The organism is Ruegeria sp. CDSB113 (genome assembly GCF_059611045.1).
This window is the reverse complement of record NZ_JBXWOU010000003.1, coordinates 418171-431569: the sequence shown is the minus strand read 5'-3', so window position 1 is coordinate 431569 and position 13399 is coordinate 418171. Positions and strand designations below refer to the sequence as shown.

Below are 13399 nucleotides of genomic sequence, written 5' to 3'. Positions count from 1 at the left end.
CATTTTGAACACGAAAGCGTTGAATTCGTTAATTCTAGGAAAATGTTATCAACTACCAATCCGTGACGAGTTCCCAAATGTCGAATGATCCCAAACCTCCTCTTGAAACCGCGCTGTCTGCGTTGCTGGTCCCACTGGCGCAGGCAATGGTTGCGCATGGGGTCACGCTTGGCACCGCGACCGAAGCGCTCAAACAGGCCTTGCTGACTGCAGCTGAGCAAAGCACGGACGGAAAACTGAGCGACAGTCGCGCCAGTCTGTTGACGGGTCTGCATCGCAAGGATGTCAAAAGGCTGCGCCACATCGACGATGATGCCCCGTTGAAGCGCAGTTGCAATGCGGCGGCACTGGTCATCAGCTATTGGTCGACGACGCCCGAATTTCTGGACGACTTGGGTGCGCCTCGAAATCTGAGCCGTAAAGGCGACGAAACTGGGCCGGGATTTGATGATCTGGTGCGGCGCGCGCGTGTGGACATGGCCCCAGGTACCGTTCTGGAAACCTTGGTCGACCAAAAGAATGTGGAACAGGTCGAAAAAGGCAAGCTTCGCCTGTTGTCCCAAGCCTTTCTTCCTTCTGCTGGAAGCGCTGAACAAGTGGCGGCTTACGAGGCGACGCTGTCTGCGCATTTGGCGGTGGCGACACAGAACCTGCTGGCAGAACCGGATGCCCCACGCAATTTTGACCGTGCGGTGCGGTATTCTCATCTGTCGTCAGAATCGATTGAAGAGTTGCGTCAATTCTCGTCAGACCGGGCGCAAGCGATGCTGCAAGAGATCAATTCCCTGGCCCGCGAGCTGCAGGATAAAGACAGTGATGGCGATCACAGCGGTCGGTTTGCAGCGGGCGCTTTTGTCCTGCCCTCGCCGCAAAAATCGCAAAGTAAAAACCCGAAAGAGGATGAGTAAGTATGGGTGTGTTTCTTCGTGTGCTTGCGGCGTTTTTCCTGATGTCTTGGCTGCCTGCTCCGATTCAGGCCGAAGACAAAGGTGAAACTGATCGTGAAGGTGGCATTATCGGCACCGGTATCGTGGGCACGATCACCCATCTGGGCAGCATCCACGTGAATGGGCAGCATATTCTGTTCGATGACCAGATGCCGGTGGCCGACTCGGTTCCACTGATCTCCGCGGGCGATTTGAAACCGGGTCATACTGTTGCGGTTATTGTAGCGCAGGAAAATGGCGGGTGGCACGCAAAACATATCCGTCAGGTCCTGCCTCTGGTCGGACCAGTGTCCAGCGTGCAGGATGGTAGGGTGTCGGCTCTTGGGACGGACGTTGTGTACGAAGGGCCAATTGACATTCAAATCGGTGATTGGGTCGCCATCAGCGGATTGTGGCAAGGTCTGTCAGTGCGCGCTTCACACATCGAAAAACTGACAAGCGTTGGGCATCAGGCGCGGTTATCCGGCACGTATCTTGGGTCTGACCCTCAGGCCCAAACAGTGATCGGGGCAAGCGTTGTCAGTGGGCTTGAGCCGCAACATCTGTCGCCGGGTGATCTTGTTCGAGTTGTCGGGCAGCCAACACGCGACGGGATAATGGCCGAGCGTCTAGAAGCCGGGCTGTTCGCCGGTGCGGTCGGCGTTGTTCAGGTTCAGGGCTATTACTCGGAACCCCAGCCTGGTGGGCTGTATACGGTGCTGGGAAGTGGCTTGATCGCCTATAGCGATCAGCCCGAGATGATAGACACGAACACCCTGGTTATCCGCTGCGGCGACGGCAGCGGGCTGGTGAATGTAGGCAGCATAGGTGCTTTCGCTCAGCTGGGATGCTGAAACGTGAACTCCGGCTTTGGCTTTCGGGCGACACGTTTGATCCGGGAGGGTTTGGCCGTGCCCTCAATCTAATCACAGGGTCTGATCCGTGTGGATCAGGCCAGAGTTTGGAAGGCACGAAAGCGTTTCAGAAATGAAACGCGAGGTGACTTGCCCCAAAGGCAAAGCTGAACCTATCGTCGCAGGTAGGATAAGCGCCCTGCGGGCAGCGCAGGGTAAAACTCTGGGAAAGCAAGTTTTCGAGAAGGTATGCCAGATGTCTGAAAGCACCCCAACGCGTGACGTCGTACTTAGCCAGGCGCAATCCGACAAATATTGGGAGGATGGGTTTCTTTTTCCGCTGACCATCTTTTCCGAAAAGGAGGCCGCCGAAACCCGCGCTGAGCTTGAGCGGATTGAGCGGGAGTGGCTTGACGCGGATCTGCCCTTGCCGTTGAACACCTATAAACGGGTCAACGCACATCTGGTGATGCCGCTTGCGGCGCGTGTCGCGACGGATCCCCGCGTATTGGATGTGATCGAAGGTGTATTGGGGCCGGATATCATGATCTGGTCAGCTGAATTCTTCATCAAAGAGCCGCACACAGCCCATACTGTCGGGATGCACCAGGATTTGACCTACTGGGGTATGGGTGAAACCCCGGATCAGGTCACCGCCTGGATTGCGTTGTCGCCGGCAACGGTTGAAAGTGGGTGTATGGATTTTGTGCGCGCCAGCCACAAGAACCCGATCCTTCCCCATAAGGACACGTATTCAGACACCAATCTTCTGTCGCGCGGACAAGAGGTTGCGGTGGATGTAGCCGAGAGAGACAAGACCCACATCGAATTGACACCGGGGCAGATGTCTCTGCATCACGGGCTGACGATCCACGGTTCGGGTCCCAATCAATCGGGTGACCGGCGTATTGGTCTTGCGATCCGCTATCTTAACCCGAATGCCAAGCAACTGGTGGCCGAGCGAGACTATGCCATGCTGGCGCGCGGGCAGGATGGCCAAAGCAACTTTGTTCATGTCGAACCGCCAGCCGAGTTGTTTTCTGCTGATGCGCTGGCGCTGTACGACAGGGTTCGCAGCGATCAAAGCGCAGCGCTGGCAGAAGGTGCAAAAGGCTCAGTACCGTTATATGCGTCGTCCTGAAGCGCTTGCGCAAACGATGGTCAACTGCAGTGGAATCAAAGCCCGGTCGCGGCGCAGGGTTGCATTCAGGGGTATATTGCTGTTTCTGAGGCGGCGAAAAGCAAATCAGATATTCTCGGATCGCGGCTATGACAAAAACAGCATTGGTGACTGGTATTACAGGGCAGGACGGATCTTATCTTGCTGAGCTTTTGCTGGAAAAAGGATATGAAGTCCATGGCATCAAGCGCCGTGCATCTTCGTTCAACACACAGCGCATTGACCACATTTATCAGGACCCGCATGTGCCCAATCCGCGCCTGCACCTGCATTACGGTGACCTAAGTGACACATCGAACCTGACGCGCATCATTCAAGAGGTTCAGCCGGACGAGGTGTATAACCTTGGCGCTCAGTCCCACGTGGCGGTCAGTTTTGAATCGCCCGAGTATACCGCTGATGTCGACGCAATCGGTACATTGCGCCTGCTCGAGGCGATCCGGTTTCTGGGTCTCGAGAAAAAGACGCGCTTTTATCAGGCGTCCACGTCCGAACTCTATGGATTGGTCCAAGAGACACCGCAACGCGAGACAACGCCGTTTTATCCGCGTTCCCCTTACGCGGTGGCCAAGCTTTATTCCTACTGGATCACCGTCAACTATCGCGAAGCCTATGGCATGTATGCCTGCAACGGCATCCTGTTCAATCACGAAAGCCCGCGCCGGGGCGAAACCTTTGTGACGCGCAAGATCACCCGTGGTCTGTCCAACATTGCACAAGGTCTGGAAGGCTGCCTGTATATGGGCAACATCGACAGCCTGCGCGACTGGGGGCACGCCAAGGATTACGTCCGGATGCAATGGTTGATGCTGCAACAGGACGCCCCCGAGGATTTCGTTATCGCAACGGGTGTACAGTATTCGGTGCGTCAGTTCATCGAATGGTCTGCCGCTGAGCTGGGTGTGACGCTTGAATTCTCAGGTACAGGCGTCGATGAAATCGCCACGGTCAAATCCGTCGAGGGCGATAGTGCACCTGCGTTGAAACCCGGCGATGTAATCATGCGCATCGACCCGCAATATTTCCGCCCGGCCGAAGTGGAAACATTGCTTGGCGATCCTTCGAACGCCAAAAACAAACTGGGCTGGGAGCCGGAACTGACGGTTCAGCAGATGTGCGTTGAAATGATAACCGAGGACCTGAAGACAGCCAAACGGCATGCCTTGCTAAAACAGCATGGTTACGAATTGCCGGTCACTCTGGAAAATGGCTGAGGCGGGGGGCATGCGCAAGATCTACGTTGCCGGACATGGCGGCATGGTCGGCGGCGCAATCCTGCGTTGCTTGCAAAACCGTAAAGCATCAGGCGAGGCGCTGGAGCTTGTGACACGGACCCATGCGGAACTTGATCTGACCAATCAAACCGCTGTCGCCGATTTCATGCAGAGCGAGCGCCCGGACGTTGTCATTCTGGCGGCTGCTAAAGTCGGCGGTATCCATGCCAACAACACCTATCCGGCGGATTTCATTTACAAAAACCTGATGATCGAGTGCAACGTGATCCATCAGGCGTTTTCCGCTGGTGTCAAAAACCTGCTGCAATTGGGAAGTTCCTGCATCTATCCGCGTGCAGTGCCGCAGCCAATGCGCGAAGATGCCCTGCTGACAGGCGTGTTAGAGCCGACAAACGAACCTTATGCCGTGGCAAAGATTGCCGGTATCAAGCTGTGTGAAAGCTACAATCGGCAGCACGGGGTGGACTACCGTTCCGTGATGCCGACAAACCTGTATGGACCTGGTGACAATTTTCACCCTGAAAACAGTCACGTCCTGCCCGCCCTGATCCGCCGATTTCACGAGGCATGCGGGGATGGGCTGGACGAAGTTGTCATATGGGGCACAGGCAAGCCCCGGCGCGAGTTTCTGCATGTTGACGATATGGCTGAGGCGTCTTTGTTCGTAATGGACCTGCCTCGTGCTGCGTATGAGGCAAATACCCAACCCATGCTGAGCCATATCAACGTGGGATGTGGCGAAGATATCTCGATCGCGGAACTGGCAGCGATGGTAGCAAAGATCACCGGGTTCACCGGGCGGATTACGCAAGACGTCAGCAAGCCGGACGGTACCATGCGGAAGCTGATGGACGTTTCCCGGCTGGCCGATATGGGATGGCGCGCGACTATCGGGATCGAAGACGGTATTCGCGAAACCTATGCCTGGTTTCTGGAGCAAGCCGAGGCAGAACTTCGCGCGAAGTGACCGCCCGGACAAAGATCCGGGCAGTCTGGCGGATCAGAACCAGCGGCCAATAGCTATGGTCGTTGGAGGTAAAGCCGTCGCGTCAGAAGCAGACGAAAGAACTTTGTACACGACCTGAGTTTCGGACGGTTCATCAAAGCCCATGAACCTGTTGATCGCGCCCCCACTGCCGCTGATTGCCGGGTTGGTGCCAGTAGCAAAGGCAGCCGGGAAAACCCATGTTGCAGACGAGCTCGCATACAGTGCACCTTCGGTGTTTGTGCAGGTCGTTGCATCCAGTGAAGCGGTGCAGATCTGGGTACCATCAGCAAACCGGACGAAATCACCACTCGGTGTGGCTCCTCGTTCAATCACAGCGCCGGTCGGGGTTCCGCCACTTTGCGTGACTGTCCCCACTAGGTTGCCGGGCCCATACCCGTAGTCAGCCCGCATCAGGCGGCCCGCCGTTGTGTCGTTTGCACTGTTTTGCACGGCCGTGCCAGAGGCCACCCCAGACGCTGGATCAAAACTCAGCGCCTCAAACCAACTGTTCCCATCCGGCGAGACCTTGATGGAAAAGCCTGTGTTACCGGACAGACCCATTTCCGCATGTCCGGTCCAGTTGGATTGAAACAAAAGGGATGCGGTCTCACCCGCATTTGCCTTGTTGATCTTCAGTTGATGCCCGGCCCCTTCGTGGCTTAGCAACGTCGCCGGGGCGCGCACCGACAGCCGGTTGGTCGTGTCGTGCCCGGTGGCAATTCCGATGCCCGGCAGGTTTTGCGTCGTCGTCGGGGGTTCGACCCATGCCGACCCGTCCCAAATTGTCAGACGGTTATTCTCCTGGTCCCACGCGCGCCAGCCCGATTTGGGCGTTATGAAATGCCAGCCATTGTCTAACCAAGCTGCAAGTTCTCCGGCATGATCCGACCAATCGCCGGAGGGCGTCGACCCAAGGGCATAAAGCTCGCCCTGAGCCGGAACTGCGGGCGGGGTTGAGGCATTGATAGACGCAACACTCAGCTGGACGATCAGATCAAGGCGTCTCAGGGCTTCGTTATGCGTGACGTGCTTTTGCGCTTGCGACGGTTGCAGGAATGGCAGGTTCAATTTGGGCGAATTTTGGGACAAAGGGCATTCTCCGTTGGTTGTCGGATCGACAATTTCGTTGCGCGCCAGACTGAAGCGCCTCAGATGAATCCCGCCTGACCGGTACGAACGCTCGGTTAATGTCGTGCCATTGTTTTGTCTGAGTGAAGGGCTGTCCAATCGCCCCCAAGGCCTTTCATCTACACCGAAAGAAAAAGGCAAACTGCAATGCCCGCAGTTTGCCCCTTAAATCGATACCGTTTGCCTCGTCGTCAAGGCTGCAATCTTGGTTACTGGGCTGCCTGACCCGTGGCGACAACGTCGTGCAGGTATTTCTGCAAATCCTCTCGAAGGTCATCGCGCGCCAGCGCAAATGCGACGGTCGCCTGCAGGAAACCCGCTTTGGACCCGCAGTCAAACCGCTGGCCGTCGAATTTGTACCCGAAGACCGGGACACCGTTTCTGATATCTTCGGCGATTGCGTCCGTCAGTTGAATTTCGCCGCCACTGCCCTGCTTGTTCTGATTGAGGTTGTACAGCACCGATGGGCGCAGAATGTAACGGCCGATAACCGCCAGATTGGATGGTGCTTCCTCGGGCTTCGGTTTCTCGACCATGCCGCGCGCGCGCACGACTGTGCCGATGTTATCGCCGACATCCAGAACGCCGTAAGAGCTTGTCTTTTCCGAGGGAACTTCCATGGTGGCAACCATATTGCCGCCGGTTTCTTCATAGGCTTCTATCATCTGCTGCAAGCAGGGCTTTTCCCCTGCGATAACGTCGTCGGGCAGCATGACCGCAAATGGTTCGTCTCCGATCAGGCGGCGTGCGCACCACACGGCGTGACCCAAGCCCAGAGCTTTGTGCTGCCGGATATAGGCGATGGCCCCGCTTTCCATGTTGGTCGCATTTAGTGTTTCCAACAGGTCGTCTTTGCCCTTTTCCTTAAGTGTTTGTTCAAGGATTTGGTTGTGGTCAAAATAGTCCTCAAGCGCCGATTTTCCGCGGGATGTTACAAAAATGAACTCGGTAATCCCGGCCGCCCGGGCTTCGTCGATTGCGTATTGAACCAGCGGGCGATCGACCAGGGTCATAATTTCCTTAGGTACCGATTTTGTCGCGGGCAGAAAGCGAGTACCAAGACCCGCAACCGGAAAAATCGCCTTTGTGACCTTACGTGCCATGCTACCTCTCAGCAAAAAGTCTTGTCCGTATGAAAGTGTTTTGTCGACGCCACCTCATAGTGTGTGCGGTTAGAACAATCAACGCAAATAGGCAAAGCTGGTCAACTCGGAGAGATCGTGCCACCGTTGAAATCGGAAGTCAAAATGCTGTGGTCATGCCGGCTATAACTTAGCCTCGGAAGTTGCATTATTTGGGGCAAAGAGGATGAATTTGTACACATTGGACACGGTGGCGAAACAAAAATGAATCGCCGAAACACCCAAAAACGAACCTGCCCCGAAGGCTGTGAATTGCTTCGGAGCAGGCGGGTTTATGCCTTTGCCATGATCGCCTCGAGCGGGTCGTGCTCGGCCACAAAATGATTAGGCTTCACTTCACTCAACAGAGGAACATAGTCATTCTCACCGGCCGCCAAACGACTTGGCAGGAAACGCAACGCGGCTTTCGGATCCATCGGTGAGGGCAGTTCGCCCGGCAGTTTCAGGCGCGTGCGGCTGCGCTCCACGTCCGGGTCCGGAATTGGCACGGCCGAGATCAGCGATTTGGTGTAGGGGTGGATCGGATCAGAACATATCACTTCTCCGTCGCCCAGTTCCACGATCCGGCCCAGATACAGCACCATGATCCGGTTAGATACCGCTCGTACAACCGACAGGTCGTGACTGATGAAGATCATCGACAGACCGAACTCCTGCTGCAACTCGCGCAGCAATTCCACGATCTGCGCCTGAATTGACACGTCCAGCGCGGACACTGCTTCGTCGCAGATGATCAGCTTGGGTTTGTTGATCATCGCCCGTGCAATGCCGACGCGCTGGTTCTGACCGCCCGAAAGCTCGTGCGGATAGCGGTTGATCATGTTGGCCTTCAGGCCGACCCGTTCCATCATTTCGGCGACCAGCTTCTTGCGCTCCCGCTCAGTCAGGTCAGGGCGATAGGTCTTCAGCGGTTCCGCAATTGAGGCCGAGATGGTCATCCGCGGATCGAGGCTGGCCAGCGGGTCCTGGAACACGATTTGCAAGTCCTTGCGGTACTTGTTCAACTCGGACCTCCTAAGTCCAACAATGGGATGACCCAGCCAACTGACATTTCCCGCACTGGGTTCGATCAACTGCAGGACGGCCCGTGCCAGAGTGGACTTTCCGCAACCAGACTCGCCCACGACTCCCAATGTTTCGCCCTTGCGGATGTCAAAACTGACACCATCGACGGCTTTCAAAGGTACTTTGTGCCCGAACAAACCGCCCGAGACGTGGATTGGGAAGTGCACTTTGACGTCGTCGACTTTCAGCAGCGGCTCATCGACTTTTTCCAGCGCCTTGGGTGCGTCACCGGCGTCGATGCGGGGCATCGCGGCCAGCAAAGTCTTGGTGTAGTCGTGTTTGGGCGCCCGGAAGATTTCACGCGTCTCGCCGGCCTCAACGAATTGACCCAGCCGCATGACCTGAACGCGATCGCACATTCGGGCCACGACACCCATGTCATGGGTAATCAGCGCAATCGCGGTGCCTTCGTCCTTTTGCAGGCGTACCATCAGGTCCAGAATGTCTGCCTGAACGGTCACATCCAGCGCCGTTGTCGGTTCATCCGCGATCAACAGCTTTGGATTACACAACATGGACATTGCAATCATGACCCGCTGGCGCATACCGCCGGAAAGCTCATGCGGGTATTGATCCAGACGCCGTTTAGCCTCAGGGATGCGCACACGGTCCAGCCATTCAAGACAGCGAGCCCGAGCAGCCGATCCTTGCAGCCCCTCGTGAACCTGCAGAACTTCGCGCATCTGCTGACCGATCCGCAGGTGCGGGGTCAGGGCGGTCAGGGGATCCTGAAAGATCATGCCGACATCGTCGCCACGGATCTGGTTCAGCTTGTTGACCGGCAGGTTCAGAATTTCCTGACCGTTCAGCATGGCAGAGCCTGATGCCTGCCCCGCAGGTGGCAGCAGGCCCATCGCGGCCATGAATGTCTGGCTTTTGCCGGACCCGCTCTCACCTACGATACCCAGGCATTCGCCCGGATTGATGTCAAAACTGATGCCTTTGACGGCCTCGACAACGCCGTCGGCGGTGTTGAACTGGACGCTCAGGTCTTTTACGGAAAACAGGCTCATATCAGCGATCCTTCGGGTCCAGAGCGTCGCGCAAGCCATCACCTATGAAGAACATGGTGATGATGATTGCGACATAGAATGTCAGTGGGAACAACAACTGCCACAGCGTGCCATAGCCCATCGTCCCAGCCCCTTCGGCGATCAGTCGACCCAGCGACGTGTAGGGTTCAGAAATCCCAAGGCCGAGGAACGAGATGAAACTTTCAGTCAGGATCATCTCAGGCACCAGAAGCGAAGCATACACAATCACCACGCCAAGAAGGTTGGGCAGGATATGGCGATACATGATGGTGAATTCGCTGACCCCAGCTGCACGTGCGGCCTCGATAAACTCTCGGTTCTTCAGGGTCAGGGTTTGCCCCCGGACAATTCGTGCCATCGTCAGCCAACCAACCGCACCAAGTGCGATGAACAGCATGACGAATGATCGACCCGCGACAACCAGCAACAGGATGATGACCAGAGTTGCCGGAATGGCCAGCAGGATATCGACGAAGCGCATCATTACGCCATCAGTACGGCCACCGATATACCCTGCAGCAATACCGTAACATGTACCGACGATCAGGGCGGTCGCGGCACCGATCAGACCCACCAGCAGCGATGTCGTCGTCGCCTGAATGATGCGGCTGTATAGATCGCGCCCCAGATCGTCGACGCCGAAGAAATGCCCAGTCTCTGCGGACGGCATTCCCATGCCGCGTACGTCGCCCATGACGTTCCAGTCGATTTCCTCGTTGCTCCAAACGGCAAAGTAGGGGCCAATGATCGTGAACAAAACGATCATAGCCAGAATGAACAGACTCGCCATGGCAGCCTTGTTGCGAACAAAACGCATCCGTGCGTCCTGCCAAAGTGAACGCCCCTGAATGACCGTGTAATCGGTGATATCTTCGGCCAGGTGGGCGGCTTTTTGTGATTTACCAAGCATTGCCAGCCCCTCAGTAACGGATTTTCGGATCGAACCAGGCATAAGCCAGGTCGGTCAGCAGGTTTACAAGAACGGTCAGGACGCCATACAGGATCGTGACCCCCAACAGCACGGCATAGTCGCGCGACAGCGCGGACCCCACATAGGCCTGCCCCAGTCCACCGGTCGAAAAATAGATGTCCACAAAGACCGAACCGGTCAGTACGTAGACGAAAACCGGACCCAGATAAGACACGACGGGCAGCAAGGTTGGTTTCAGTGCATGGCGCCAGATCACGGTTCTTGTCGGCAGACCCTTGGCTCGGGCCGTGCGGATGAAGTTCGAGTTCAGAACCTCCAGCATCGATGACCGCGTGATCCGTGCAATGGACCCCATGTATGAGGTAGCAAGCGCGATAACGGGCATGATCAAGTACGGCCACTGGCCGCCATTCCAGCCACCACCCGGCAGCCACCCCAACCACAAGGTGAAGGTCAGGATCAGGATCGGACCCATGATGAAGTTCGGCAGCGCCTGCGCTGCAATACCCAAGCCAACAGCAAGATAGTCGATCCAGCTGTTGTGCTTGATCGCCGCGGCAATCCCCAGCGCGACTCCGACGGTTGTTGCCACCAGGAAGGACAGCGAACCATAGGTCAGCGAGATCGGGAAACCCTGCGCGATGATGTCATTCACGTCCCGGTCCTTGAACTTAAAGGACGGGCCGAAATCAAAATGCACGACGATGTTATACAGATAGTCCCACAGCTGTTTCCACAGCGGTTGGTCCAAACCGTACCGTGCCTCAATATTGGCCAGCACCGCGGGCGGCAGTGGCCGTTCCGAGGTGAATGGTCCACCTGGCGCGAAGTGCATCAGAAAGAAACTTGCAACGATCAGCAAAAGGATCGTTGGGACGGCGATCAGCAATCGCCGGACGATATAGGCAAGCATTTCATGCCCCCATTATTGGCTTTGCCCCGGAAAGAACTCCGGGGCAAAGCTTGGTCTAAGGAAGATTATTCGGCGGTTTTGTAGAGGTTCTTGGAATACCAGTTCTGCTCTACGTTTTTGACCGGCCAGTTACCAACATCGCTGTCCATCATGTAGACGCCAGCATAGTGATAGATAGGGATAACGGGCGTCTCTTGCGCGATGATACGCTCGACCTCGGTGTAGAGAGGAGCGGCATCGTCAGATGTTTTGGCGTCGGACAACAGTTCATCAACGCGGGCGTTGTTGTACTTGCCGTCGTTATAGCCGGAATCCGACTGTAGAAGATCGAGGAAGGTCGAGGCTTCGTTATAGTCGCCACACCATGCGCCGCGTGCCATATCGAAGTTCTGGTTGCCACGCTCTTCCAGGAAGATTTTCCATTCCATGTTGGCCAGCTCGGCATTGACGCCCAGCTTTTGCTTCCACATCTGGCTCAGGGCCACAGCAACTTTTTTGTGCGCTTCCGAGGTGTTGTAAACCATCTCAAAGCTCAGTGGGTTGTCGGGACCATAACCGGCTGCGGCTAGCAGTTCCTTGGCCAGTTCGTCGCGCTCGGCCTGCGACATGGACGCCATTTCTACGTCTGGAACGTCAAAGCCAGCGGTTGCTGCCGGGGCAAAGGTATAAGCCTGCGGCTGCCCACCTGCCATGATGTTCTCGGTGATGATCTTACGATCAACTGCCAGGGACAGCGCCTGACGGACGTTCGGGTCCTTGAAGGCTTCGGGGCCACCATCGGACAGGTTGAACGTGTAATAATAGTTACACAGGCGCGGGAAGCTGATTGCTTCTTCCGGGTGCTCTTTTTGCAAGCGTGGGAACTGACCTGCGGGAACTTCTGTGCGGTCCAGCTCACCTGCCAGGTAACGGGTCAGCGCGACGTTTTCGTCGTTGATGACTAGTGCCACGACTTTTTCGATGATCGTGTTGTCGTTGTCCCAGTAGTTTTCGTTCCGCTCACGAACCGAACGTTCCTGCGGCAGATGCTCGGTCAGGACGTATGCCCCGTTCGATACGATGTTTTCAGGCTTGGTCCAGGCGTCGCCAAACTCTTCGATAACTTTCTGCGGGGCAGGGAAAGTGGTCGAATGCGTGGTCATTTGCGGGAAGTACGGCAGCGGTGCGCTGAGCGTCACTTCAAGCGTGTGGTCGTCGATGGCTTTAACGCCCAAGTCGTCAACCGACTTGTCACCTGCGATGATTTCAGATGCGTTCTCGATCGACATCAGTTCCATGAACCACGCATAGGGCGAGGATAGGGCGGGATCGACGGCACGTTTCCAGGCGAAAACAAAATCGCTGGCGGTTACCGGATCACCATTCGACCACTTCGCATCGTCGCGCAGGGTAAAGGTGTAAACGTCTTTGGAGTCGTTGGTGGTGTAACCGGTGGCAACACCGGGGACCAGATTGCCGTCTTCGTCCTGGTTCATCAGGCCTTCGAACAGGTCACGCACGATCTCGGCGCCGGAAACATCCTCAACAACCTGAGGATCGACCGAGCTGTGTTCGTCGAGAATACGATAGGTAAAGGTCTGGTCATCCGCCAACGCTTCGCCGGTAGTCGGATGGGTTCCGGCGGCAAATGCAGCACCGGTTATCATGGTCGAGGTCAACAGCCCCGCAAGAGATGTACGAATATACTTGTTCATGTTTTTCAACTCCCGTTTTTTATTCGGCAACCCACGCGCATCCCTTCAGGATGGCTGAAGGCCACCATGTTTGTCCGACCCAGAAAGAGACCGGGACTGGTTCGAATTTTGCTTTTTCAGATCGCAATGAACACCGCGTCGCAGTCTTTCGGTTTGCAGTCGGGAACGTGTTTGCAAAAGTCGCCTTTCACTGATGTCGAACGTGGCATTATTTCAAAAAAGGTTAAAGCCTTTGCCTTAAAATTGGGCAACCAGAGGTGGATTGTGAATGGAAACGGGGGTGCAGTGGAAATTTTATGTTGAAACTCG

11 protein-coding genes are annotated in these 13399 nt (G+C 56.0%); 5 read left to right on the top strand and 6 right to left on the bottom strand.

Annotation, left to right across the window (positions count from 1 at the left end):
• Positions 1–77 precede the first annotated feature (77 nt).
• The 5 genes from AC2FIS_RS08680 (at position 78) to fcl (ending at position 5162) form a co-directional block, all read left to right on the top strand.
• Positions 78–908: a DUF6502 family protein gene (locus tag AC2FIS_RS08680; protein ID WP_496772872.1), complete on the top strand. Its 831-nt coding sequence runs from the start codon at positions 78–80 to the stop codon at positions 906–908.
• A gap of 2 nt (positions 909–910) precedes the next feature.
• On the top strand, positions 911–1780 hold the full coding sequence (locus AC2FIS_RS08675) for a DUF5666 domain-containing protein (protein ID WP_496772871.1): 870 nt from the start codon (positions 911–913) through the stop codon (positions 1778–1780).
• A 256-nt stretch (positions 1781–2036) separates the two neighbouring features.
• Positions 2037–2921: a phytanoyl-CoA dioxygenase family protein gene (locus AC2FIS_RS08670; protein ID WP_496772869.1), complete on the top strand. Its 885-nt coding sequence runs from the start codon at positions 2037–2039 to the stop codon at positions 2919–2921.
• 128 nt (positions 2922–3049) lie between these two features.
• A complete protein-coding gene (gene gmd / locus AC2FIS_RS08665) occupies positions 3050–4174 on the top strand; it encodes a GDP-mannose 4,6-dehydratase (protein WP_496772868.1) in 1125 nt (374 codons plus the stop codon).
• A gap of 10 nt (positions 4175–4184) precedes the next feature.
• Positions 4185–5162, top strand: coding sequence for a GDP-L-fucose synthase (gene fcl, locus AC2FIS_RS08660; RefSeq protein ID WP_496772867.1), 978 nt, complete (start codon positions 4185–4187; stop codon positions 5160–5162).
• Between the two features lie 33 nt (positions 5163–5195).
• On the opposite strand, the gene AC2FIS_RS08655 is transcribed toward fcl, so the two are convergent.
• The 6 genes from AC2FIS_RS08655 to AC2FIS_RS08630 form a co-directional block, all read right to left on the bottom strand.
• A complete protein-coding gene (locus AC2FIS_RS08655; RefSeq protein WP_496772866.1) occupies positions 5196–6272 on the bottom strand; it encodes a DUF2793 domain-containing protein in 1077 nt (358 codons plus the stop codon).
• 248 nt (positions 6273–6520) lie between these two features.
• Entirely contained in the window at positions 6521–7414 is an 894-nt protein-coding gene (galU, locus tag AC2FIS_RS08650; RefSeq protein WP_496772865.1) for a UTP--glucose-1-phosphate uridylyltransferase GalU, read from the bottom strand.
• A 311-nt stretch (positions 7415–7725) separates the two neighbouring features.
• Positions 7726–9531, bottom strand: a complete 1806-nt coding sequence (locus tag AC2FIS_RS08645; RefSeq protein WP_496772864.1) for an ABC transporter ATP-binding protein — start codon at positions 9529–9531, stop codon at positions 7726–7728.
• A 1-nt stretch (position 9532) separates the two neighbouring features.
• A complete protein-coding gene (locus AC2FIS_RS08640; RefSeq protein ID WP_058274595.1) occupies positions 9533–10462 on the bottom strand; it encodes an ABC transporter permease subunit in 930 nt (309 codons plus the stop codon).
• A 10-nt stretch (positions 10463–10472) separates the two neighbouring features.
• Complete coding sequence (oppB, locus tag AC2FIS_RS08635) at positions 10473–11396, bottom strand: oligopeptide ABC transporter permease OppB (protein WP_058274596.1); 924 nt, start codon at positions 11394–11396, stop codon at positions 10473–10475.
• Between the two features lie 65 nt (positions 11397–11461).
• On the bottom strand, positions 11462–13090 hold the full coding sequence (locus AC2FIS_RS08630; RefSeq protein ID WP_496772863.1) for a peptide ABC transporter substrate-binding protein: 1629 nt from the start codon (positions 13088–13090) through the stop codon (positions 11462–11464).
• Positions 13091–13399 lie beyond the last annotated feature (309 nt).

Coding starts and splice junctions, on each gene's coding strand:
- oppB (WP_058274596.1), bottom strand. CDS start 11,396: ATGCTTGCCTATATCGTCCGGCGATTGCTGATCGCCGTCCCAACGATC.
- AC2FIS_RS08640 (WP_058274595.1), bottom strand. CDS start 10,462: ATGCTTGGTAAATCACAAAAAGCCGCCCACCTGGCCGAAGATATCACC.
- AC2FIS_RS08675 (WP_496772871.1), top strand. CDS start 911: ATGGGTGTGTTTCTTCGTGTGCTTGCGGCGTTTTTCCTGATGTCTTGG.
- AC2FIS_RS08630 (WP_496772863.1), bottom strand. CDS start 13,090: ATGAACAAGTATATTCGTACATCTCTTGCGGGGCTGTTGACCTCGACC.
- AC2FIS_RS08645 (WP_496772864.1), bottom strand. CDS start 9,531: ATGAGCCTGTTTTCCGTAAAAGACCTGAGCGTCCAGTTCAACACCGCC.
- AC2FIS_RS08680 (WP_496772872.1), top strand. CDS start 78: ATGTCGAATGATCCCAAACCTCCTCTTGAAACCGCGCTGTCTGCGTTG.
- AC2FIS_RS08670 (WP_496772869.1), top strand. CDS start 2,037: ATGTCTGAAAGCACCCCAACGCGTGACGTCGTACTTAGCCAGGCGCAA.
- fcl (WP_496772867.1), top strand. CDS start 4,185: ATGCGCAAGATCTACGTTGCCGGACATGGCGGCATGGTCGGCGGCGCA.
- galU (WP_496772865.1), bottom strand. CDS start 7,414: ATGGCACGTAAGGTCACAAAGGCGATTTTTCCGGTTGCGGGTCTTGGT.
- gmd (WP_496772868.1), top strand. CDS start 3,050: ATGACAAAAACAGCATTGGTGACTGGTATTACAGGGCAGGACGGATCT.